The sequence below is a fragment of the Nocardia rhizosphaerihabitans genome, from assembly GCF_014646295.1.
GTDB classification, from domain to species: Bacteria; Actinomycetota; Actinomycetes; order Mycobacteriales; family Mycobacteriaceae; genus Nocardia; species Nocardia rhizosphaerihabitans.
Window position 1 is genome coordinate 191,778 of the sequence record NZ_BMNE01000007.1, and the last position, 23,374, is coordinate 215,151.

Sequence of the window (23,374 nt, forward strand, 5' to 3'; positions counted from 1 at the left end):
TTCACAACTGCTCCGGGTGTTGCAGCAGGTCGCCGATCGTATTGAGAAAGCGCGCGCCCACCGCGCCATCGCTCGCACGATGGTCGGCGGACAGGGTGATCGTCACCTGTGGGCGGACTCCGAGCAGCCCGTTCACCGCGCACGGTCGCTGACTGACGGCTCCGAGGCCGACGATCGCGACCTGTGGCGGGGGGATCACCCCGAACACCGTGTCGACACCGAGGTCGCCGAGATTCGTAACGGTGATGCTCGCCGGCGCGGCATCCGAGGACAGCAGCCGTGCCGAACGCGCCCGGTCGACCGCACCGCGGAGCCGAACCATCAGCTCACGAAGCGGGATCGTGTCGGCGCCGACGATGGTGGGAGCGATCAGGCCACCTCCGCGCAGGGAGACGATGACACCGAGATCGACAGACCCGGACGGATGGAACACATCATCGAACCAGTGGCCGTTGAGCTCGGGCACGGCGAGCGCGGCCAGCGCCACCGCCCGCATTTGCACCGCGGCCATGATCATCCGATCCTGCACCGGCGCGGCCTCGTTCACCGCGTGCAACCACGCGGTCGCGGCATCGAGATCAATGGTGGCAGACAGATAGTAGTGCGGGATGGTCTGCTTGGACCGTGTCATCGCTGTGACCACGGCTCGGCGTATCGCGGCCCGGTCCCGCGGCCCACCGCTCGACGGCGGGGGCGTAGCGACCTCGATGGGCGGCCCCTGTTCACTTGCCTGCTCGACATCGCCGGATCTGATCGCGCCGTCGGGTCCGGTGCCGTGGAGAGCGGAGAGGTCGACACCGCGGCGGGTCGCCAAGTCACGGGCACGTCCGGACGCTCGGATATGGGGTGACGGATGCGTCGCACCGTCGGTCCTGGGGGAATCGGGCGCGATGTCGCGAGCGGCGACGGCGTTGTCGATGTCACCGCGCAGAACGCGTCCATCGGGCCCGGAACCGTGAACAGTCGACAGATCGATACCCGCTTCCTGCGCCAAACGCCGGATCAGCGGGGTGGCCCGCACCTGGTCGATCGGAGTCGGGCCGGTGACCTCTCGCGGCGCGGAGTCACTTGCAGGCTGCTCGAGTGACGAAGGGTGCTCGGTGGCGGGGTGATCGACCGGTCGAATGGTCGCCAGTACGGTGCCCACCGGCACGGTGGTTCCTTCCGGCACGAGCAGTTCCCCGATGGTTCCGTCTTCGAAGCATTCCACTTCGATCGCGGCCTTGGTGGTGTCGACCTCTGCGACGATATCGCCCTTGTGCACGACATCGCCGGGACCGACTCGCCATTGCAGCAAGGTGCCCTGCTCCATGTCCGCCCCCAACGACGGCATGCGGAACTCGGCCATCACCCCACCACCTCGCGCACCGCAGCGACGACGTCGGCGGCCTGGGGCAGCGCGGCCTGCTCCAGGTGTGAGGCGTACGGGATCGGAACCTCGGCCGTGCACACACGGCGCACGGGGGCGTCGAGCTCGTAGTAGGCGTCCTCGGCGGCGCGCGCGGCGATCTCGGCGGCGATCCCCACACTCCGCCAGCCCTCATCGACGACGACGAGTCGATGAGTTCGGCCCAGCGATTCCAGCACTGTTGCCTCGTCCAATGGTCGCAGGACTCGCAGATCGATGACCTCGGCAACGATCCCGTCGGCAGCCACTTCTTCCGCGGCTGCCTCCGCCACCCGCAGCGCGCCACCGTAAGCCACGACGGTTACGTCCGAGCCGCGCCGCCTGATCCGCGCCTGGGTGATATCGGTTGCGCCTGCGCTCTCGTCGAGATCCTCCTCGGAGTTGTACAGGGCGATCGGCTCGAAGATCAGCACCGGGTCAGGGTCTTGCAGAGCGGTCCACAGCATGCCGCGGGCGTCGGCGACCGTCGCGGCCGAGACCACACGGAGCCCGGGAATATGGGCGTAGAAGGACTCCAGACTGTGCGAATGCTGGGCTGCCAGCTGCCGTCCCGCGCCGGTGGCCATCCGGATCACCAGCGGGACCGACAGCTGTCCACCGGACATGTGGCGCAGCGTAGCCGCGTTGTTGAGGATCTGGTCCAGAGCCAGGAGGCTGAAGTTCACGGTCATGATCTCGACGATGGGCCGCAATCCCCCGAGCGCCGCGCCGATGCCGGCACCGACGAAGCCCGACTCGCTCAACGGGGTGTCTCTGATCCGGCCCGGGCCGAATTCGTCGAGCAGACCCCGGCTGACGCCGAAGCAACCGCCGTAGGCGCCGACGTCCTCCCCCATCAGGAAGACTCGTTCGTCTCGGATGATCGCCTCGCGCAGCGCTTCACGTACCGCGTCACGGTATGTCGTCGTCATGGCAACTCCGTGTACACGTAGCGTGTGAGATCTTCGGCCGGTTCGACGGGGGCGGCGTCGGCCACGGCGACAGCGGCGTCGATTTCGTCGTCGGCGGCTCGCTCGAGCGCTTCGAGATCGTCGTCGCCGAGATCACCCGCGTCGCGCAGGTGGGCGAACAGTGCGGGAATCGGATCTCGCCGGACCCATTGTGCGATCTCGGCCTTGTCGCGATAGCGGTCTGCGTCGTACAGCGAATGCGCCCGGAAGCGATAGGTTCGCAGCTCGAGGAAGCACGGTCCGCCGCCTCCCCGGATAGTTGCCACGGCCCGGTCGGTCGCTGCGGCCACCGCACAGGCATCCATGCCGTCGACCGGCCAGGAGGGCAAGCCGTAGGAGGCGGCGCGCAGGGCCAGGTCGGTCACAGCGTGTTCGCGGGCGAGGGCAGTGCCCATCGCGTATCGGTTGTTCTCACACGCGAACAGCACGGGAAGCCGCCACAGCGCCGCCAGATTCAGCGATTCGTGGAACTCTCCCTCGGCCATCGCGCCGTCGCCGAACAGGCAGACCGTCACCGCGTGTCGTTCCCGGGCGGCGTCCGCCAGGGCCAGCCCCACCGCGATCGGCAGGCCGCCGGCGACGATGGCATTGCCGCCGTAGAAGCGACGTTCGGCATCGAACAGGTGCATCGATCCGCCGTGCCCACGGCTACAGCCGCTCACGCGGCCGTACATCTCGGCCATGATCGCGCTCATGGGAACACCGCGCGCGAGCGCGTGCCCGTGTTCGCGATAGGTCGACACCACCGCGTCCTCGGGTGCGAGAGCGCTGAGCACGCCCGCTGCGACCGCCTCCTCACCGATGTACAGATGGAGAAATCCGCGAATGGTTCCCTCGCTGTAGAGCTGGACGCAGCGTTCCTCGAATCGGCGGATGCGGACCATCTGACGCAGCAGATCGATGCGCTGCGCGCTGTCCGGCGGGTGGTCGGGGCGGGTCACGGTGCCCCCTCCAATGTCGAGACATCACCCTCGGGAAGGCCGAGTTCGCGCGCCTTCAGCAGCCGGCGCATGACCTTTCCGCTGCGGGTGTGTGGAAGGCTCGATACGAATTCGACCTGCTTGGGCGCCACCGCACCGAGTGCGCGCCTGCCGAAGGCAGTCAGTTCGGATCGCAACTCCTCCGACGGACGAACACCGGACCGCAACAACACGAATGCCTTGACGACTTCTCCGGCGACAGGATCAGGCGTGCCGATGACACCGGCCTCGGCGACCGCTGGATGCCGCATCAGGGCGCTCTCGACCTCGAACGGCCCGACCAGGTGTCCGGCCGACTTGATCACATCGTCGGCGCGTCCGACGAACCAGTAGTAGCCGTCACCGTCGCGGCGAGCCAGATCGCCGCTGAGATACCACCCATCGACAAAACACCGCTGATACCGCTCGGGTTGGTCCCAGTAGGCGCGGAACATCGACGGCCAGCCGGCACGCAACGCGAGCTCGCCGATCTCTCCCACTCCGGCGAAATCGATCGTGCCGTCACGGACCAGCGCACGTCCATTCGCACCACGGCGCACCACGGCCGCCTCGATACCGGGCAGAGGTCGGCCCATCGATCCAGGTCTCACCTGTGTGGCGGCGAAGTTGGCGATCATGATCGCGCCGGTCTCGGTCTGCCACCAGTTGTCGTGCACGGGATGACCCAGGACGCGCTCGCCCCACACCACCACCTCTGGGTTGAGCGGCTCCCCCACACTGGCGATGAACCGCAGACACCCCAAGTCGGTGCCTTCGGGCAACGTGTCGCCGCTACGCATGAGCATGCGCAGAGCGGTAGGCGCGGTATACCACACCGATACTCGATGGGCCGTCAGAATTCGATACCACCGCCGGGCGTCGAACTCGCTCTCGTCGCTGATCAAGGTGACTCCCAGGCACAGCGGCGCGATGACACCATAGGACATCCCGGTGACCCAGCCGGGATCCGCCGTGCACCAGAAGATGTCCCCGTCCTGCAGATCCAGGGCGAAACGTGCGGTCACGATATGCGCGAGTACCGCACCGTGGACGTGAAGTGCCCCTTTGGGTCGTCCGGTCGTACCGCTGGTGAAATGCAGCAGGGCAGGGTCGTCGGCAGTCGTAGGCGTGAGCTCGTAGTCCGGGTCGGCCGCGGCCATGGCAGCGGGCAGGTCGACTCCCCCTGACCCGCCGTCGGTGAGCAGCACCGTCCGCAGAGCGGGCAGCGCGTCCCGGATCGGCGCCACCTTGCGCCGATAGAGCGGCTCGGAGGTGATCAACGCGGCAGCGCCGGCGATGTCGAGCCGCTGTCGGACAGGCTCCGGACCGAACGCGGAGAACATCGGCGCCACCACGCATCCAGCCTTCAAGATGCCCAGGACCGCGATATACAGTTCGGGACAACGGCCCAGCAATACCCCGATCCGTTCGCCTCGCTTGATCCCTTGTGCCCGAAGCACATTCGCAAACCTGCTGCTCGCCTCGGCCAGATCGGCGTAGCTCGATTCCACCACGCCGCCGTCGGCCCGTAGCCACCGCAACGCGATGGAGTGCGCTCCGGGACCCGCGGCATGTCTGTCGACAGCCTCGTAGGCGATGTTGAGACCGCCACCCGGCAACCCGGCAAGCTGCGAGCGCGCCGCGTCCCACGAGAACTCGCGACACGTCGAGACGTAGTCACGCAGATTCGCCCGACCACGTCGCGAGCTCTGTGTGCCCGTCGACCCGACGGTGATCGTGTCGTTGCGCGGGGTGCCGGGTTCGGTCATTTCCGTCCTTTCATCCTCGTCTCGAAACGGGGGTCGAGGTCGCGCCCGCGCTCAGACCGGACGACTCGGCTGATGCTGCATCGAGGAGAACCGCGCGGCCGCCGACGACATGTCCCTCGATGACGAGCCAGTCACCTGGTTTCGCATGCATGACGTGCCTCCTTGCTGGTTTCCTTGTCACCGCCCATGCTCCGATCCGCTCGCTCGCCGTGATAGTGCCGTTGGTCCCGCTACGAACGGGCGATCGGACATTTCTCACCTGGAGCTCGAGGCGACGCGTAGTGCTCCACCGGCACTCGGTGATCTGCTGTTACCCGCCCGATTCGACGGCGATATGACGTTCCTGCGCCTTCTCGGGCTCGGTCACCGGGATCGAGACGGTGAGGATGGGGCAGGCAGATTACTCATGATCAACTCCTCGGCTGTTGTTTCGGACTCCTCGATCCGATCAAGATCCGGACGTTCGGGCCTAGGGCCGGCCGTCCCATGGGTTGGCGACCTGTGGCACTTTTCGCCACCACGTGCGCGGATCGAGACTGACTGGTATCGAACTCAGGAGGAAACGGTGACGCTCGCTCACAACGTCGATCCTGTTCTCGCCTACGACCTCGAAGTGACGATCGACGCGGCGGGGATCGACCTGCTCGGACGGCTACGTGTGCCACCGGAGGCACTCGGAGTGGTCGTCATTGCGCACGGCAGCGGAAGTACGCGAAGCGACCGACGCAATGTGGTTCTTGCCCAGGCCCTGGCGAGCCACTTCCTCGCCTCGGTGAGCGTCGACCTGCTGTTGCCCACCGAACAACACGACGCCGACAGAATCTTCGACGTCCGCCTTCTGGGCAGCAGATTGACCGCAGCACGGCGCTGGCTGTGGACGACGGTATGTCGCGATCTCCCCGTCGGCTACTTCGGTCTCGGCTCCGACGCCCCTGTGGCCCTGTGGGCTGCCGCCGAACCGCACAGCAGGATCGACGCCGTTGTCATCCGGGGCGGCCGCCCGGACCTGGCGGGTGCTCGGCTGGCCCGAATCACCGCTCCGACGCTGTTCCTGATCGGCGGCGGAGATCGACAAGTACTGGCACACAACCGTTCCGCGGCCGCGAGCATGCGGTGCGAACACCGCGTCACCGACATGTCCGCTCCCGGGCGCCGCCCGACCGGCAGCCAACTCGCCCAATGGGAGTCCTATTTGTCGGCGATGTGGTTCACCGAGCACCTGCGCCGACCAGATCCTGCCGAGCCGAAGACACCGCGAACCGGCGGCAAGGGTGCCTGACGCATCCGGTCCGCCGCAATACCAGCTGACCCCGCGAAAGGAAGGAAGCCATGAACACCGAAGACACCGCGAGCCCCTCCGAACGCCACCGGGTCGCCCGCCGCGCGGTCGACGAACTCGGCACCGAACGCGACAGCCACGTACTTCTGCGGGTACGCTGCGGTCGCAGCCACCACGTCGCCGCCGTGTACGACACCGCCGCAGGCGCCGTGTACGAATCAGTCGTCGGTCCGCATGCGCACGGACGGCGAGATTTCGTCGACGAACCACATCACCGTGCCACGCACGGGACCCGCTACATCGATCTGCTGAACGGCGGACCGCTCACCGACGACCAACTCCCGGCCTCCTGTGAGTGTGGCAGCTTCCACGTGTCCCGAACCGAGGTGCGCCGCGCGATGGACGAAGGCAAACACACCCTGCAGCTGCACTGACGGCTGAGGAGGGCGTCGTAGTCACCGTCTTCCCGGAACTGGGCCTGTCCAGTTACACGGCCGACGATCTTTTCCACCAGGACGCGTTGGACACCGCGGTGCAAGCGGTACCGGCGACGGTTGACGCACATATGCCGGAGAGAAACTGGGTGCGCCCACAGAGAACATCCTCGACACGCCGACGGTGTGGGAAGGAGGCTCGACATGTCTGTGGTCCCGGATGCGGCAACGTGTCGGGATGCGTCGGAGATCACGATACGCGCACCGTCGGTCCACAACACCCAGCCGTTTCACAGCGATAGAGATCTATGGCGACGTCGTGCGGGTCGAGGCGCCCGATAGCGAAGAGATCATTGTGCGGCGAGCACCGCGCCCACCGCCGTGCATCGGATCAGAAGACAAGCTCGCATCATTCACTGAAGAACCCACTGGAACCCTCCGAGTCGGTACGCCTGCTTGGCTTGTGCGAAGTCCGATCCCAGCACCGCAACAGCACAGCTAACAGAGGAAAAGGTCCCTCCAGGAGGTAACTCAGTACTCTCGGCAGACATCGGCGTGGAACGGCACCGACTTCGCGAGTGAGTCTCCCGCATATCGGCGATCGCTCTGCGGCTCGATCACCGCGACGACGTCGGCCGGTTCGCTCGACGCAACCGAGACAGGTCGGAAGTGGAGACCGACGATGACGAAAGCCTTCCATGTCAGAGACTTTTCGATCCTGTGCAGGTCGTCACACTCCGACAGAATCAACCGTATGAATACCATCTGCCCCGCCGAGGAAATCGAGCATCGACTACTCCGTATCAGCTGGGATGTGTGCTGGTCGCCGCAACACCGCGCCTTTGTCGCGTCCTGCGTCGACTATCCGAATCTGTCGTGCGCGCACGCGACCTCGTCCGGTGCGGCGCTGGACGGATTGGAGAACATGATCCGGATCGCGTTGCGGAAGTGCTCCTGATCGCGACCGCCACTATCGATCAACGGCTGGTCATCCCACACCACCGGCTGATGTCGTACAACTCGAGTACCCCGGTGAAGATCGCACCGGTCCGGCGGGGTCAGGAGACGATCCGGTCTCGCGGTGGGGCGTCGCCGATCGATCGTCTCCCTTCTCAGAACCGAGTCCGGTGTTCGCCGTTCGAGTCGTCCGGCCTTGCGGGCATGGTCATGCTCAGCCGCTCGACGAACCAGTCGCGGGCGAGCTCGGCGACTCGCTCCAGCGCGCCGGGTTCGGCGAACAGGTGGGTGGCGCCCGGCACCACGGTGAGCTCAACATCGCACGACATCGCCTGCAGAGCCTCGCGATTCAGCGCCAGGACAGCGGAATCGGCTCCCCCGACGATGAGCAGGGTCGGCGCAACAACCTCGGCGAGGCGGGAGCCGGTGAGGTCGGGCCGTCCACCGCGCGAGACGACCGCGGCGACCTGTGTGCGGAGATCCGCGGCTGCCCGCAACGCTGCCGCAGCACCGGTGCTCGCGCCGAAGTAGCCGATGGGCAGCTCCGAGATCGGGCCGAGGCCCGCCAGCCAGGAGGTCGCGGCGACCAGCCGCCGCGACAGCAACGCGATGTCGAAGACCCGGGCGCGGTCGCCCTCCTCGTCCGGCGTGAGCAAGTCGAGAAGCAGTGTGCCTACTCCTGCCCGGTTCAGCACCTCGGCGACGAAGCGGTTGCGGGCACTGTGCCGGCTGCTGCCGCTGCCGTGCGCGAACAGCACGATCCCGATCGGATGCTCCGGAACGGCGAGGTGCCCGTTCAGCATCGCGTCGCCCGCCGGAATCCGGACCATTTCGTCCCACGGCGGCGGGGTCTGCGCGAAGTGCGCCGGATTCGACGACCGCCCGGCGGCTCGGCGAAGCAGCTCCGCGACGTCGGCGTCGGACACCTGGTCGAACCTTCGGTAGCTTCGCGCGGCCGCCGCGTACGACGAGGTCGGCGCAAGACAGATCGTGTCGTCCGCGTCTCCGGACACCTCGGCCACGACCGATCGCGGCGCCACCGGAAGGGCCACGACGACCCATCGCGCACCACGAGCTCGCGCATCCCGGCAGGCAGCGCGCATCGCCGCTGCTGTCGCGCTCCCGTCGGCGACCACGACGACCGTGCGTCCGCCGAGCGGCACCCGCGGCTGGATCTGCCGCAGGAACACCGAGCTCCGATCGATCTCGTGGCGTGCGTCGCGCTGCACCTGCGCCATCTCGTGGCGGGTGAGACGCGCGCGCGTCACCTCCCTGTTGTCGATCACTGTGGTGCCGTCCTCGCTCAGCGCACCGAACGCGTGCACGGGCTGATGCGGCACACGCAGCGTGCGCACCACGACGACCTCCAGCGGCGCGCCGATATCGCACGCGATCTCGTAGGCGACGGCAACGCCGCCCCCGTGGAGTCCGACCACCACGACATCGCCGTCGTATCGAGTCCGCAACCGCGCCGCGAGTCGGCGGCCGGCGTCACGCCTGTCTTCGAACTGCATCACGATCCTCCTTGCCGTCGACTTCAGCGTCGGCTTCCGCGCCGATCGTCGCCAGGCCCGATCGTCGCCAGGGACGGTGACGTTGGTCCCCGATCGACGCCCCAGAGGCGCTGCGACCAAAGTCCTGCCCCGACAGGTCCGTAGTCCCTGGTTCTCGCCTGGAGCACCTATTCGAATGAAGGGACAGCCCGGTTGCGATTCCGCTGTCGCGGTCGGTCTTCGGACCGTTCGACCTGTTCATTCCTCCGGGCACCGCAGCAATGCGGCAGCGGGGCACCGCCTTCCTCGACTCGGCGCGCCGTATCGCCTGCGAAGTGGACCCACGGTTGCGTATCGAGACCGAGCTGACTCACGAGGTTGCCGCCCCAGCCCTGATTGATCGCCGTGCACTGCCGGACGGATCTGCGATTCGTTCGGCTCACCGGGATGCCCGACCTCCTCACCGACCCCGACGCCCACGACGCCGCGTCGGCGGTGCTGTCCGCGCAGCCCGCCGGCTGGGCGAAGACCATCCCCGATGTGCAGGTGGCCCAGCAGTTCACCGGTACGGCCCCGCGCACCATCTGCTCGAGTGGTCGCGGACCGCACGTCTACTGGTGGTGGGCAACCGCGGTCGGGGCGAATTCCGGGGACTGCTGCGCGGATCGACAAGCAATACCCCTGTCCACCATGCCCGCTGCCCGGTGATGGTCGTCCCCCGCGCTGAGTGGCCCCTCACACCGCCCATTGTCGGGCGGGTCCGATGAGCCCTCCCGCAAGCAGCAGATCATGTGCGTGCCGGGCCGCCGGGCAGGCGCACCTCGCCCGCGATGTCCGACGCGGCGCCGTAGTAGAGCCGGTACAGATTCGATGGCATGGCGGCGAAGGTCCGGCTGAGCAGGCCCGGCGAGAACAACTCCTCCATCGCGAAGGTCACCGGGACGTGGGAACGATCATGGACGGCAGATCGTGGTCGGTCACGACGACCACGACGCTGTCGTCGATATGGTGATCGCTGCCCGACGGGCCCGCAACGCGCTCAGCGCACGGCTGCACACGAGCTGCGGACCCGATCCGCGCGGCTACACGCCGCGGTGGACGTGCTGCGACCCCTCGGCGCACGCGTTGTGTGTGGAGATCGCCACGGCCCACTCACCGGTCGTCTTGGGTCGGTCGGCGCATCGCCGACCACTCCCGATCCCATCCGACGCCGCGCCGGTAGTCCACGAAAAGATCGCCGAGAACAACCAGAAACCACATCGACAACCCGGAGCCGACCAGGACCACCACAGCCACCCCGATGCCGTTCATGACGGCCACGAAAGGCGGCCTGGGCGCCTCGGTGGCGTGGCCGGCGCCGTCGAGCCACACCGTGATCCGGTCGCCCTGCGAAGCGGTCCGGGGCACCGCGACGATGTCTTGGACCTGTCCGGCGCTTCCTTCCCACCGAGCCTTCGCCCGCCACCCCTGGCTCTGCGTGAACTCGGGTCGGTCCGATATCACCGCCTCGGCGGAGACGGCTTCCGCGTTGTCGGCCCGGATTCGCGCGGCATCGTCGGTGTAGGTGCCGGTGCCTAGAGCCAAGGCGATCGGGATCGAGGACACCACCACCACGGCAGCCACGAGCCGCACCGCCGACAGGAGTCGATCCGGCCATCGCATCAGCGGGCTGACACTCCAGGGCCGGCATCGCCACCAGCGCAGAATCCGGGCGGACACGGCGTCGGCTCGAAACGTCGACGACGTCATCGTGATCACCTCTTTCGGCCGGGCCACTGTTCCACATCGAGCGTCGCCGGATTCGCGACGGCGAATCAGGGGCGAAAGTCATCGCCCGGCTGAGCAGATCGTCCTGTCTTGCGACGAGACCACGATCCGAAGACCCTGCCGACGACCACGGGATCTCGACGAGACGCCTCCGCTGCGCACGGTCCAACGCCTCCTCAGGAGGGGACCAAGTGCTGTATCGACGACGCAGGCCGACATCGAGAATCGGAGGCAGACCACCGGTTATCCGTCGACAAGGAGCCGTCATGAGCTGGACAGTTGCCGCGGTGATCATCGCCGCGATCTTCGCAGTGATGGTTATCGTCACCACCTATCTCTCCGTGAGGAAGCCCTGACCCGAACCAGCCCGCGATCGACGAACAACCCCTACCTGTCCCGCGGCGTGGGAAGTGAGGGTCGGCCCGAATAGAGGCAACCAATGAATCCGATCATCTTGCGCGAGGATTCCTCCCGACGGATCTTCCGCGATCGCGCGGAAGCCGGGCGGGTCATCGCGGAATTGCTAGAGCACTATCGGGGCAACCCGGACGTAGTCGTGCTGGGGCTCCCCCGTGGCGGCATCCCGGTGGCTTGGGAGGTCGCCACCAGCCTCGGCGCGCCCCTGGACGCGCTGATGGTGCGCAAGCTGGGCGCTCCGGGGAACCCGGAGTTCGCCTTCGGCGCGCTGTCGGCAGGCGGACGTATCGTCCTCGTCGACGACGTTGTGCGTGCATTGCACCTGACTTCTGAGCAAGTGCGCGCGGTCGCCGCCTCCGAAGCGACCGAGCTGGCGCGGCGAGAGGCCGCATACCGCGGTGGCCGCGGTCCGATCGAGGTCACCGGACGCACGGTGATACTCGTAGACGACGGCCTCGCCACCGGCGCGAGCATGTTCGCGGCGGTCGATGCGATCCGAGCCGAGGAACCTCGGCGGATCGTCGTCGCGGTCCCGGCGGCGCCGGAATCGACCTGCCGGGAACTCGGCGCGATGGTCGACGAAGTCGTGTGCGCGACAATACCCTCGCCGTTCCGGGCCGTCGGCGCGTCTTTCTGGGACTTCACCCAAGTCACCGACGAGCAGGTGCGGACTCTGCTCGCCACCCCGACCACCGCACCGGAGCAGGCACCCGCCGACCCGGTGCAGGCGATCCGGTCGTGCGCGATCGCCGCTCCCGCCGGCCTGCCACCGATCAACGAGCTCGACGCCCTCATCGGCGACGCGAGCATCGTGCTGATCGGCGAAAGCACACACGGGACACACGAGTTCTATTCCGCACGGGCCGAGATGACGAAGTGGCTGATCGAGAGCAAAGGGTTCGGCGCGGTCGCGGTGGAGGCGGACTGGCCTGATACGGCGCGCGTCAATCGCTATGTCCACGCTCGCGGAAGCGACACCACCGCCGAAGAGGCGCTGCGCGGATTCCAGCGATTCCCGGCCTGGATGTGGCGGAACACCGTGGTGCGCGATTTCGTCGGCTGGCTGCGCGAGCACAACGACGGCCAGGTGCGCAACGACGAACCCACCGCCGGCTTCTACGGACTCGACCTCTACAGCCTGCACCGCTCGATGAACGAGGTCATCCGATACCTCGACCGGACGGATCGGCCGGCCGCACAACGCGCCAGGGCTCGCTACGACTGCTTCGATCATGCCAACGGCGACGATGCCCGCACCTACGGATACGGTGCGGCTTTCGGCGCGGGCAGATCGTGCGAGGATCAGGTCGTCGCGCAGCTGGTGGACCTCCAGCGTCGGGCGCTCGCCGACGCGGGTTCCGACCCGGTCGCCGCCGACGATCTCTTCGACGCCGTTCGCAACGCGTGGTCGGTCCGCAACGCCGAGAGCTACTACCGCACCATGTTCGGCGACCACACCACGTCGTGGAACCTGCGTGACCAGCACATGGCCGACACCATCGACGCCCTGCGCGAACACCTGCGTTCCATCTACCCGGCCCACTCGCTCGGCTCCGACCGGCCATCGAAAGTCGTTGTCTGGGCACATAATTCACATGTCGGGGACGCACGGTCCACCGAAATGGGAGCTGAGGGACAGGTGACGGTCGGTCAGCTCATGCGACAGCGCCACGGCCCGCAGTGCCGGACGATCGGCTGGAGCACCTACTGCGGATCGGTCACCGCGGCGCAGGAGTGGGGCGGTGCCGCCGTCCACGAAACCATCCGCCCCGCATTGCCTTCCAGCGTGGAGACCGTGCTGCACGATGTCGGTGTCGGCGAGTTCATGATCCGCCTGGACACCGGCAACGCCGCAGCGCGCGCACTCGAACAGCCGCGGCTGCAACGTGCCATCGGCGTGGTGTACCGCCCGGGCACCGAACGACAGAGTCACTATTTCCATACCCGCGCCGTCGACCAGTTCGACGCGCTGATCCATCTCGACCACACCACCGCACTTCGGCCACTCGAGCCCACCAGCCGATGGCACGCGGGCCGAACACCGGAGACCTATCCGACGGGTCTCTAGTCCGGGCCGCCGATAGTTCGCGGTGGGCAGCCAGTCCAGCGAGATGGAGAGCCGAGGCCATGGACAGCGAAGCAGCGACATCGACTGGAGGGGCTACTGCTGCCCGGCACGATGAACCGCGCCCCGCGGACCCGATCGGTGTCGGACCTGCGGTCGGCACCCTCATCTCTTCGAAATCCCGGCGTTGGCCGGGCTGCTGGCCGCGATGAAAATCATGTTCTCGGAGAACGTGTTTGGTCGACGAACCGCGCCGCCATCTGCGCTCGCGATGTAAATCCGAGTTTGGTCGGTATGTGCTCCATGTGGCCTTCAGCTGTACGCGGAGCAACTACCAGTTCCGCCAGCGACGACCTCTCCACGAGACGGCTCCCACCGGCCGGCACCGAGCAACGACTGCAGCGCGTCCTCGATCGCGGGCACCGTGGACTGCGCGATCGCGACCACCTGGGAACCCCGGGTAGTCGGCACCAAGCGTTTGCGCGAGGACCTGCGCACTGTCGTCGACGCCGCCGGCGACGTCGACGAGCGCATCACCGCCGGGACTTCACCCACCCGCCATGCCTGATTCCCGGCATGGTTCCACCCGGACGAACGGCGCCGCCGGTCATATCGGCCGCTCAATCCGCTGACGGTGCACCCATGGGTTCGTGACCGGTATGACGGCGCAGCGCCCAGCGGCGGATTTCGTCGGCTCCCCAGACGATCACCGGATAGGGGGCGGCGAAGGCAAGCATGTCGGGAGTCAGTGCCGCGGTGCTGAGGACGGCTTGTAGCGGTGGCAGATAGATGATGGCCGCGGCGAGAGCGAGTTCGAAGGCGATGCCCCACAGCAGCAGGGGGTTGGACAACACACCGATCGATCGCAGGGACACTCGCTCGGTGCGGGCAGCGAAGGCCGTGCCGATCTGCCCGGCGACGAGTCCGAGGAAGGTCATGGTGGTCGCCTGCTGGTAGGCGTGATGCAGCGGCTCGCCGGGACCGGTGGGCTCACCGGGCTGCCACCCGGCACGTACAAGCACATAGAAGAACCCGGCCATGGCCAGTACCGCGCAAATGACACCGACGAACAGCCAAGCACGCAGCAGCATGGGGCCGCTGATCACCGACTCGGCGCGTGAGCGCGGGGGTTTGCGCATGAGGCCTGGTTCGGACGGCTCGCGACCGAGTGCCAGCGCGGGCAGAGTTTCGGTCCCGACGTCGAAGGCCAGCAACTGCAGCACAGTCAGTGGTAGTGGGATCGCGCCGCCGGACAGCGCGAACACCATGAAGGGTGTGATCTCCGGGGTAGCGTGGGCGAAAATGTAGAAGATGAACTTGCGGATGTTGTCATAGACCCGCCGACCGGCCCGTACCGCGGCGATGATGGTGGCGAAGTTGTCGTCGGTGAGCACCATGGTGGAGGCTTCCCGCGCGACGTCGGTACCGCTGCGGCCCATGGCGATCCCGACATCGGCGCGACGCAGGGCGGGTGCGTCGTTGACGCCGTCTCCGGTCATTGCCACGACGTGCCCGGTCTCGCGGAGCGCATCGGCGATGCGGAGTTTCGCTTCCGGAGACGAGCGGGCGAAGATCAGATCGTCGTCGCCGTCGAGAAGTGCATCGAGGTCGTCCTCGCTCATCCGATCCAGTTGACTGCCGGTGACGACAGTGGGTTCGGTGCGGGTGATCCCGACCTGCGCGGCCACGGCTGCGGCCGTGAGGCCGTGGTCGCCAGTGATGATGATGACGCGGATGCCGGCGGTGTGACAGGCGGTGACCGCCGCGACCACCTCGGGTCGCGGTGGATCGAGCATCGCGACCAGACCCAGCAAAGTCAGTTCCCGTTCGGCCTGGTCGCTGCTCTGGGGCGGCGTTGCGGAGTCGTCGATGCCGCGTTCGGCGACCGCCAGCACACGCAACCCGCGCCGGGCCAGACTATCGACTTGGTCGGCTAGTGCATGCCTGCGCGCCGCTGTGAGTGGCTGTCGTGCGCCGTCGGCGTCGAGTTCGCTGCTACAGCGAGGCAACAGCGATTCCGGCGCGCCTTTGGCGTGCACGCGCACGCAACCACCGCTGCCTTGGTCCAGGGTCGACATCCGTTTGCGGGCAGAGTCGAAATGGAACTGGCGTAACCGCCGCCATCCGAGCGCCTCCGAATCCCCTGGGACGCCTAGCGCGGCGGCGGTGGCGAGCATCGCGATCTCGGTCGGGTCGCCGACCGCGTCGCCCTCGCCGGAGCCGAGGTGTGCGTTGTTGCATGCGGTCATCGCTATAGCCAGTCGAGTGAGTGTCGTGTCCGATCTCGGCTGTTCGATGGTGAGATCAACGATTCCGGTGCTGGTAGCGGCCACCGTGCACCGCATACGATTCTCGGTCAGTGTGCCGGTCTTATCGGTGCAGATCACATCTGTGGCCCCGAGGGTCTCCACCGCGCTCAGCCGTTTGACCACCGCACCGCGACGTGCCAATTCCCGAACCCCGATTGCGAGCGCCAAGGTGATGACCGGCAACAAGCCTTCGGGGACGTTGCCGACCAACAGTCCGACGGCGAAAACGACCGCGTTCAGAAACGAAAGACCCGCGGCCAAGGTCGCGAGCGGAATGAACGCCACACCGAGCAGAACCGACACCAACGCGATCAACCACGCCACTCGCCGGACCTGGTGCTCGAGCGGGCTCTCTTCTCGCTCCACCCGCTCCGACAAGGCCGCGATTCGGCCGAGTTCGGTCTGCATGCCGGTGGCAAACACGACAGCACGGGCTTCACCCTCGGTACAGACCGTGCCGCTGAACACCAGGTCCCTCGCGTGCAGCAGCGGGACCTGATGGTCGACCAGATCCGCCGCGCGGAACACCGGCATCGATTCCCCGGTCAGCGCCGATGCATCAACCTCGATTCCACCATCGAGTAGGCGAGCGTCCGCCGAGATCCGATCGCCTTCGCTGATGAACAGCACATCGCCGGGCACCAGTTGCGCTACATCGACATCACAGACCGAACCGTCGCGCAGCACTGATGCACGCATCGGCAGATAGGCCGCCAGCGCCTCCACGGCCTTCTCCGCTTGCTGCTCCTGTACAAACGCGAACGCCGCGTTGATCACGATCACCACAACGATCGCGATCGCGATCGGCACGATGCCGACCGCCCAGGCCAGCCCCGTCGCCGCCCACAACAGCAACGCCAGCGGATGAGTGAACTGCCGAATCAGCTCTCGCGGCCACTGGCGACGACCTCGTCGATGCAGCTGGTTCGGCCCGACGTGCTCCAATCGCCGACGCGCTTCCCGCGCGGTCAAGCCTGATCGCGCGCTCCGCAGGTCACGCAACAGCAGGTCGACTTGCTCGGTCGGATCCAGCCGAACACCGGACTCAGCCTCGACACTTTCGACGCCCACAGCGCCGTTGCCGATATCGTCAGACATCCGAGCACCTCGCTGTCATCGCTTCAGCGACCCCGCCGCCCGATGTGACACCGCCTCGCGTGCGGAATCTCCTGTTCAGCACGACCGGGATCACCGCCGCCGATCGGCGGGTACAGGCGTCGTTCAGGCCCGAGGATCGTGTCCGAACACAATGCCGACGCGGCGCCTACACCGACACCGACAGCAACGAGCGGAACCACCACTTCAACCGCATGCATCGACCGCTCCTTTCTGCTCCCAGTGCAGCTGATGCGCTCGACCCGCGACCAGGACCAAAGGTCACACAACGCGACGCCCTCGGACTCCTGTGCCAACCCGAGCGTGCCCCATGCCGCCTTCGCGCGGTCCCGCGCTCTTTCGATCCCGATCTGCCCCAGGTGGTCGTAGCCGACCGCTGTTGTGAACGCATCGAGCAACGCCCGCTGCGCGTTCGGCCAGTCCCCACCCCCACGCAGTCTCGACTCGGTCCGAGCAGCCGGTCGCAGGCCACCGGACGAAGGAAACCTGCCGTGATGGCCCGCGACCAACGGCCACACTCAATTGCGTTGCGCTGCCGACCATCCCACCTGATCAATAAGCTAATTGTCCTCGGGCTGCCCCACCAGCAATCTAGCCGCGCCACCTCGGACAAGATTCGCGACCGTACCGCGGGTAGTCGTTGAATTCGCGAAGGCTCGCACAGCCGTATTGCATCTTCCGCGACTGAATACATGTCCTTAACTGACCGCCCGCGCCAAGGTGACACAATTCTGTTTGAGTGGCTGGCCTCGTTGTCGACGCCAGCCACTCACCACATGGTGAGCGCGGCCCAGCGCCCTGCGGCCGGGCGCCCAAAGCTTGCGTCGGCCACGATCAGCGTCACTCCGGTGCGGCTCTTCAGCGGCGCGGTTGGAGGGTGGGGTCAGTAGTCGGTGCAGGGCGGTGGGGGTGTGACCCAGGTGTTCGCGGACGGTGCGGGTCAGGTGTGCCTGGTCGGCGAAGCCGAGGTGTGCGGCGAGGTCGGCGAGGCTGGTTTCTCCGTCGGTGATCCGGTCGAGGGCCTGCCCGACTCGTATCCGCGGCTCCCTGGACGACCGGCGCCGGGCTGGTGCGCATCAGCCACAGCACAGCGGCGAGCGTCAGCACCCAGCCGATCACTTCGATAAGCAGATGATCTGTCGCATTGGGGACCGATTGCAGCAGGTACACCCGGACGCTGTTGATCGCTCCGTGCGTCATGACTGCCGGCCAGACACTCCCCGACCGCCAACGAAGTGCGAGCAGCAACGGCGCCCACGGCAGCATGCCAACGAAATAGATGACGATATCCCACGGTGGGCGGTCTCCGATGACGGCAATCACCGGCAGGTGCCAGACGATCCAGACCACACCGCTGACAAGGGCCAGCGGCCAGAAACCCCATGCCGCGGCGCGGGTCGCCAGCCAGCCGCGCCAGCCGAACTCCTCTCCGATAGCGAAGACCGACTGCATGAGGAAGACCGGGATGACCCATACTGTCGCCGCCAAGATCTGGTCGAGCGGGTTGAGCGGCCAGATCCCCAATGCCAGTGCGATGCAGGCCTGGACGGCGGCGATCGCGGTGATGAGGCCGATGCCGATGCCGGCCCACGTGGGTGTGCCGCGCCACCCGGTGGCGAATGTCTCTCGGAACGTTCCGGGTCGTCGGGCGAGCCACATGATGATCGCAGCGAGCAGCGGGGTCAGTTGCAGGATCGGAACGATCAGGTTGTTGAAGTCCGTGGAGACGAGCCGAAAGACCATCGGAACAGACAGCGCGTAGCACAGCACGATGGCGATCGCGAAGAACCACGCGACATCGGTGACAGCCGATCCGGGAGAACTGCAGCGCGCACGGACTGTGGTCATGGCTGCCCACCACCTCTGACAACAGAATCCCTGCCTACCCGCCTTCGCTTCGATCGCGACGTCGACAACCGGCCACGCACACCAGAATTCGTTGTTGGAGAGCAGGAATCTCGGTTCATGCACGGACCGTAGCAAGAGGTTTCGGTCTCCGAATCCCGGAAAGACCCGGAAATTCACCCTGAAAAGGCCCCTACCCGACATCCTGCGCCGATGAATCAGCCGCCGAAAGCAGAAAACTGGCACGCGGTTGACAACCGGACGACTGACTCGCCCGGGTATTGGGCGAGGTTCCATGCATCGGCGACTGGAAGGAGCAGTACGCCCACGACCGGCCACACTCATCGCTTCGCGACCGGACCCCACGGGCCCACGCTGCAATCTGCACCCGCTAATCGGCTCGCACGCGTCTGGTGTCGTATGCCCACATCGCGATCTCGACGCGGTTGCGGGCGCCGAGCTTGCTCATCAACGATGCGACGTGGGTCTTGACCGTGCTCAGGCCGACGAAGAGCTCGATGGCGATCTCGGCGTTGGTCCGGCCGCGTGCCACCAGCGCGAGCACCTCCTCCTCGCGCCCGGTGAGCGGGTCGACGGGCTGGACCGGTACCACCGGCGCCTGGTCGGCGAAGGTCGCCAGCAGCCGGCGGGTGACGTTGGGGGCGATCAGCGCGTCCCCGTTGGCCGCCGCGTGGATGGCCTGCACGAGGAGCTCCGGCCCGGCACCTTTGAGCAGGAAGCCGCGGGCGCCGGCGCGTAGGGCGCCGAGGACGTACTCATCGAGGTCGAAGGTGGTGATCACGACGACCGCCATCGGGCCCGTGACGCCTGGCCCGGCAAGGCGTCGCGTCACCTCGACGCCGTCGAGCCCGGGCATCCGGATGTCGACCAGGAGGACATCGGGACGCAGCCGGGTCGCCAGGTCGAGCGCTGCGAGCCCGTCTGCCGCCTCCCCCACGACCTCGAGGTCTGGTTGCGCGCCGAGGATCATCACCAGCCCGGTCCGGACCAAGTCCTGGTCGTCGGCTACTACCACACGAATGCTCATGCCAGCCCATCCACGGGCAGCACCGCCTCGACCACCCAACCACCGCCGGGCCCCGGCCCCGCGGAGAGCGACCCGCCGAGGAGCTGGGCGCGTTCGGCCATGCCCAGCAGTCCGAATCCAGGCTCCGGGACCGGCCCCGGCTCGGTCTGTCCATCGTCGCTGACCCGCAGCCTGACGGCGTCGCCGTCCCGGCGTACGTCGATCCCGACGCGGGTCGCGCTCCGGGCGTGCCGTACGGCGTTGGTCAGTGACTCCTGCGCGAGCCGGTAGAGCGCGGCGTCTACGGGTCGTGCCAACCGGGTCGACGAACCGTCCAGCGAGACCTCGACGGTGGGCGTCGCGTCGGCGCGCGCCAGAGCAGGCAGGTCCGCGACACCCAGTTGCGGTGAGTAGGCGACGGCTTCCTCCGCACGCAGCACCCGCACCATGGATCTCATCTCTGCCAGGGTTCGCGACGCTTCGGACTCTATCGCGGCCAGGACCTCGGCAGCCTTCTCAGGCTGGATGGCGGCGACCACGCCACCGGCCTGCGCCTGCACCGCGATGGCCGAGACGTGGTGGGCCACGGTGTCGTGGAGCTCGCGCGCCAGCGCCATCCGTTCCTGATTGCGGATCTCGCGCTGTTGGCGATGCCAGAGGTCCGCGCGGTAGCGGAACACCGCCGCCAGGGCGACGAACAACAGCAAGAGGACGCTTCCGCCGAAAACGTCGGCCCAGCCCGCGGAGGAGGCGTACATCCCCAGTGCGACGACGACTGCCACGAACGCCGTCCCCGAGACGATCTCCCGTCCCGAACCCCACCGCACCAGGGAGTAGAGCAGGATCAAGTCGGCCATCATGGAGTAGAGGCCGAGGTCCCCGGCATGCGCAGTCAGCTGCAGGACCGAGAGCATCCCGGCGACGCCCCACCCGACCAGGGCGGCCGTCAGGGGGCGGCTTCGCCGCCAGAGCAGGGCAGGCATCAGCGCCAGGGCGAGCACCACCACAAGGGGTCGCCAGGCCAAGTCCGTCGCAACGACGCCTTCGACCAAGGTGGCGGCCGCGAACACCCCCACCAGCAGCCAGTCGAGACGACCGATGGGCGGAGCGTCCCCAGGCCGCGGCTCATGCCAGAGGGAGCGCCGGACAGTGACCACGGCTTCAGCATAAGGATCGGCGCGCCTCGGCGTATCCGCTGAAAGTACGAGACAGAGACCATGCCATCGGCCAGGTGAACTCCAGCCTCCGGGCCGGTGTGCCCGGCGCCGGGCTCAGCGATCGTGGACCTACCGATCCGCCCGACAACGGAGCCCATGATGAAAACACCTCAACCCACCACCACCCTGGAAGACCAGCCGATGCCGGTGCGAGCCAAGCTCGCCGCAGCGTGGACGAGCTTCATGTTCCTGTACGCCTACGTGGACATTCTCAACTTCTTCACGCCCGGCGTCGTCGAGGACATCCTCGACGGCAGGGTCTTCGAATTCGCTCTCTCCCAGACCTTTTCGACCACGGCGCTGATCCTCATGGCGGTCCCGATCTTCATGGTCCTGCTGTCGATGACGCTGCCCGCCGGAGTGAACCGCATCGCGAACCTCATCGTGGCTTCGCTCTACGTCCCCGTCACGGTATTCAACGTGGTGGGCGCATCCTGGTTGTACTTCTACGGCCTCGGCATCGTCTTGGAAGTGATCCTTCTCGCCCTCATCCTGCGGTACGCCTGGACCTGGCCCCGCACCGCACCTTCGGCGACCATGGCGACCAGCCCGGATCCCGAAACCGTTCGCGCGCAGCAGCAAGCGTGAACCAAGAGCAGTGGTTACCCCGGACTCCCCTTGGTGTCGGGCTTCTCGCCGCGAAGCGTCCGGTCGATCCATGCGATGACCTCGCCCAGGATGACCGGCCCCTCGGCTTCATCCTCCAACCCGTGGTAAACGCCCGGACAGGTCCGTAGTGTCGCCGACGGCACGAGGTCGACCACCCGGCGGCTGGCGGAGAGCGGATTGATCAGATCGGCGTCACCGTGAACCACGAGCAGTGGTACGGCGACTCGGGTGGCAGCCGATGCCACGCGATCCATCTGTGCCAAGACGTCGATCGCGAAGCGTGCGGTCGCTCGCCCATGGACCAAGGGATCGGCGTACCGTTCGGCGACGACGTCGGGGTCGCGATTGACACGCTCGAAGCGCAGCCCGTTCGGCAATGTCAGGGTGGCGAAGGCGCGGCCGAGGCTCCTGACCACGGCCACCTTGAGCCGCTGGTTCCGCAGCTCCGAGTCGAAAGCGGGTCCGGTCACCACCACCGCGGCCACGTCCGTCCCCGGCCGGTCCGCTGCGTAGAGGAACGCGTAGAGCCCGCCCAGGCTGTGGCCGTACAGCGCGACCGGTGCGCCGCCCGTTCGCGCACGCTCGTGTGCGATGAGATGGTCCACGGCCCGCGCCGTCGACTGGTATCGGACGTCGCCGCGGCGTCCTTCGGATCGCCCGAATCCTTCGTAGTCCATGGCAACCACGGAAAAACCAGCCGCGGTGAACAACCGAGCCGTGCTGTCGTAGCGGGCGGCGTGCTCGCCGAGACCGTGCATGATGACGACACTGGCCCGCGGTGGCCCGCTCGGGACCCAGCGAAGTGAGGTGAGTCGGGGGCCGCCGCCGTCCGGTGTGAAGGAGTCGACGATGGGTGAGTTGTTCACGAGCAGTTCCTTTCTGGTCTGCTCGAGCCTCGCCGCTTCCCCTCGGTCCAGGATTGGACCAACCTGCTAGGTCGGCAGGATCTCCCAACGGATCGTGCTGAACGCGGTGGGAGGGCCGCCGAAGGTTCGGCGACACGTCCTCGTGAGATGGGAGCTGTCGGTGAACCCCGCCAGGTGAGCCGCATCGGTGAGCGTCCGTCCCTGCGCGACCGCTGCGGTCGCCCGGAGCAGCCGGAGCCATCTCACGTAAGCCCGGAAGGTGATTCCGAGGTCCTGGGCGAAGAGATGGGACAGCCGGCTCTCCGACAGATGAACGCTCGCGGCGAGGTCGCGAAGCCGGATGGGTCGTGAGTCCAGCTCGGTCTGAAGGCGGGTGCGCGCGGCGGCGACTCCCGGATGAAGCGGGTGCGAGGTGTTTCCGGGAGAGCGCAGGCGTCCTTCCACGTACGCGCTGTGACCCTTGGTCAAAGTCTGTCCCGCGTGATCCCAGGCGCGAGCGTGGGACGGATCATCGACCAGCTCGATCAGCTCGGCACCCAGGGAAGACTCGGGCTCGACGTGCGCCACGACGCCCCAGGCCCCGGCGGCGCTGAACGCGTGCGACTGATCGGCGGGAACGATCGCCGCGTTCGTACGTCGCTGACGACCCTGGAGATCCTCGATGACGAACGTCCCCTGGTGGGCGACGGCCACCTGCACGGAGTGGTGAGAATGTCCCGGCAGACTTCCCAGCGGACCCTCGATCTCGAGCACACCGGGACGCAAGCGCCCTATGCCAGACCACCGCGAGATCAATGGCTGTCGCTCGTCCGACGCGTGCATCGGCTGAAATATACGCGGCACGGGAGCGCTGCGACACCGCCGCGAAACGGCGGCCCCCGAATCGT

20 protein-coding genes and 1 pseudogene are annotated in these 23,374 nt (G+C 67.1%); 7 read left to right on the forward strand and 14 right to left on the reverse strand.

Features of this window, described 5'->3' with window-relative positions; translation table 11 throughout:
• Position 1: 1 nt before the first annotated feature.
• Genes IEY60_RS27875 through acsA form a run of 4 tightly spaced genes read right to left on the reverse strand, consistent with a single transcriptional unit; the run spans position 2 to position 5,086 of the window.
• A complete protein-coding gene (locus IEY60_RS27875) occupies positions 2–1,348 on the reverse strand; it encodes a dihydrolipoamide acetyltransferase family protein (protein WP_189033467.1) in 1,347 nt (448 codons plus the stop codon).
• On the reverse strand, positions 1,348–2,319 hold the full coding sequence (locus IEY60_RS27880; protein WP_189033468.1) for an alpha-ketoacid dehydrogenase subunit beta: 972 nt from the start codon (positions 2,317–2,319) through the stop codon (positions 1,348–1,350). The genes IEY60_RS27875 and IEY60_RS27880 overlap by 1 nt, the downstream gene beginning before the upstream one ends.
• The gene (gene pdhA, locus IEY60_RS27885) at positions 2,316–3,299 is read right to left on the reverse strand and encodes a pyruvate dehydrogenase (acetyl-transferring) E1 component subunit alpha (RefSeq protein WP_373291773.1); all 984 of its coding nucleotides are present in this window, start codon (positions 3,297–3,299) and stop codon (positions 2,316–2,318) included. Before pdhA ends, IEY60_RS27880 begins: the two co-directional genes overlap by 4 nt.
• Entirely contained in the window at positions 3,296–5,086 is a 1,791-nt protein-coding gene (acsA, locus tag IEY60_RS27890; protein ID WP_189033469.1) for an acetate--CoA ligase, read from the reverse strand. Before acsA ends, pdhA begins: the two co-directional genes overlap by 4 nt.
• 565 nt (positions 5,087–5,651) lie before the next feature.
• Here acsA and IEY60_RS27895 point away from each other — a divergent pair.
• From IEY60_RS27895 to IEY60_RS27905, 3 genes are all read left to right on the forward strand, one after another.
• Positions 5,652–6,365, forward strand: coding sequence for a dienelactone hydrolase family protein (locus IEY60_RS27895; RefSeq protein ID WP_189033470.1), 714 nt, complete (start codon positions 5,652–5,654; stop codon positions 6,363–6,365).
• A 50-nt stretch (positions 6,366–6,415) separates the two neighbouring features.
• The gene (locus IEY60_RS27900; protein WP_189033471.1) at positions 6,416–6,799 is read left to right on the forward strand and encodes a hypothetical protein; all 384 of its coding nucleotides are present in this window, start codon (positions 6,416–6,418) and stop codon (positions 6,797–6,799) included.
• A 754-nt stretch (positions 6,800–7,553) separates the two neighbouring features.
• Positions 7,554–7,757: a hypothetical protein gene (locus IEY60_RS27905; protein WP_189033472.1), complete on the forward strand. Its 204-nt coding sequence runs from the start codon at positions 7,554–7,556 to the stop codon at positions 7,755–7,757.
• A 154-nt stretch (positions 7,758–7,911) separates the two neighbouring features.
• On the opposite strand, the gene IEY60_RS27910 is transcribed toward IEY60_RS27905, so the two are convergent.
• The gene (locus IEY60_RS27910) at positions 7,912–9,273 is read right to left on the reverse strand and encodes a dienelactone hydrolase family protein (protein ID WP_229740183.1); all 1,362 of its coding nucleotides are present in this window, start codon (positions 9,271–9,273) and stop codon (positions 7,912–7,914) included.
• Positions 9,274–9,530: 257 nt separating this feature from the next.
• Between IEY60_RS27910 and IEY60_RS27915 the strand changes: the two genes are divergently transcribed.
• Complete coding sequence (locus IEY60_RS27915; protein ID WP_189033474.1) at positions 9,531–10,016, forward strand: universal stress protein; 486 nt, start codon at positions 9,531–9,533, stop codon at positions 10,014–10,016.
• Between the two features lie 20 nt (positions 10,017–10,036).
• Here IEY60_RS27915 and IEY60_RS27920 read toward each other — a convergent pair whose 3' ends face one another.
• A complete protein-coding gene (locus IEY60_RS27920; RefSeq protein WP_189033475.1) occupies positions 10,037–10,186 on the reverse strand; it encodes a hypothetical protein in 150 nt (49 codons plus the stop codon).
• 215 nt (positions 10,187–10,401) lie between these two features.
• Positions 10,402–10,998 (reverse strand): Rv1733c family protein, encoded by a 597-nt coding sequence (locus IEY60_RS27925; protein WP_189033476.1) that lies wholly within the window; start codon positions 10,996–10,998, stop codon positions 10,402–10,404.
• Between the two features lie 457 nt (positions 10,999–11,455).
• Between IEY60_RS27925 and IEY60_RS27930 the strand changes: the two genes are divergently transcribed.
• A complete protein-coding gene (locus IEY60_RS27930; RefSeq protein WP_189033477.1) occupies positions 11,456–13,501 on the forward strand; it encodes an erythromycin esterase family protein in 2,046 nt (681 codons plus the stop codon).
• A gap of 421 nt (positions 13,502–13,922) precedes the next feature.
• Complete coding sequence (locus IEY60_RS27935) at positions 13,923–14,066, forward strand: hypothetical protein (RefSeq protein WP_189033478.1); 144 nt, start codon at positions 13,923–13,925, stop codon at positions 14,064–14,066.
• A 52-nt stretch (positions 14,067–14,118) separates the two neighbouring features.
• Here the strand turns inward: IEY60_RS27935 and IEY60_RS27940 are convergent, their stop codons facing one another.
• The 5 genes and pseudogenes from IEY60_RS27940 to IEY60_RS27955 all read right to left on the reverse strand — a co-directional run bounded on the left by IEY60_RS27940 (position 14,119) and on the right by IEY60_RS27955 (position 20,952).
• Positions 14,119–16,905, reverse strand: a complete 2,787-nt coding sequence (locus IEY60_RS27940) for a cation-translocating P-type ATPase (RefSeq protein WP_189033479.1) — start codon at positions 16,903–16,905, stop codon at positions 14,119–14,121.
• 716 nt (positions 16,906–17,621) lie between these two features.
• Positions 17,622–17,960 (reverse strand): helix-turn-helix domain-containing protein, encoded by a 339-nt coding sequence (locus IEY60_RS27945; protein WP_189033541.1) that lies wholly within the window; start codon positions 17,958–17,960, stop codon positions 17,622–17,624.
• Positions 17,961–18,111: 151 nt separating this feature from the next.
• Positions 18,112–19,113: pseudogene (locus tag IEY60_RS36415) on the reverse strand (CPBP family glutamic-type intramembrane protease); the annotation flags it as partial.
• A 46-nt stretch (positions 19,114–19,159) separates the two neighbouring features.
• Positions 19,160–19,816 (reverse strand): response regulator, encoded by a 657-nt coding sequence (locus IEY60_RS27950; RefSeq protein ID WP_189033480.1) that lies wholly within the window; start codon positions 19,814–19,816, stop codon positions 19,160–19,162.
• Positions 19,813–20,952, reverse strand: a complete 1,140-nt coding sequence (locus tag IEY60_RS27955) for a sensor histidine kinase (protein ID WP_189033481.1) — start codon at positions 20,950–20,952, stop codon at positions 19,813–19,815. Before IEY60_RS27955 ends, IEY60_RS27950 begins: the two co-directional genes overlap by 4 nt.
• 159 nt (positions 20,953–21,111) lie before the next feature.
• Here IEY60_RS27955 and IEY60_RS27960 point away from each other — a divergent pair, with 159 nt between their 5' ends.
• Positions 21,112–21,600 (forward strand): DUF6326 family protein, encoded by a 489-nt coding sequence (locus IEY60_RS27960; RefSeq protein WP_189033482.1) that lies wholly within the window; start codon positions 21,112–21,114, stop codon positions 21,598–21,600.
• 14 nt (positions 21,601–21,614) lie between these two features.
• Here the strand turns inward: IEY60_RS27960 and IEY60_RS27965 are convergent, their stop codons facing one another.
• Positions 21,615–22,487, reverse strand: a complete 873-nt coding sequence (locus IEY60_RS27965) for an alpha/beta hydrolase (RefSeq protein WP_268241494.1) — start codon at positions 22,485–22,487, stop codon at positions 21,615–21,617.
• Between the two features lie 66 nt (positions 22,488–22,553).
• Positions 22,554–23,240 carry a helix-turn-helix transcriptional regulator gene (locus IEY60_RS27970; protein ID WP_189033484.1) on the reverse strand — a complete coding sequence of 229 codons (687 nt, stop codon included), beginning with the start codon at positions 23,238–23,240 and terminating at the stop codon, positions 22,554–22,556.
• Positions 23,241–23,374: the final 134 nt, after the last annotated feature.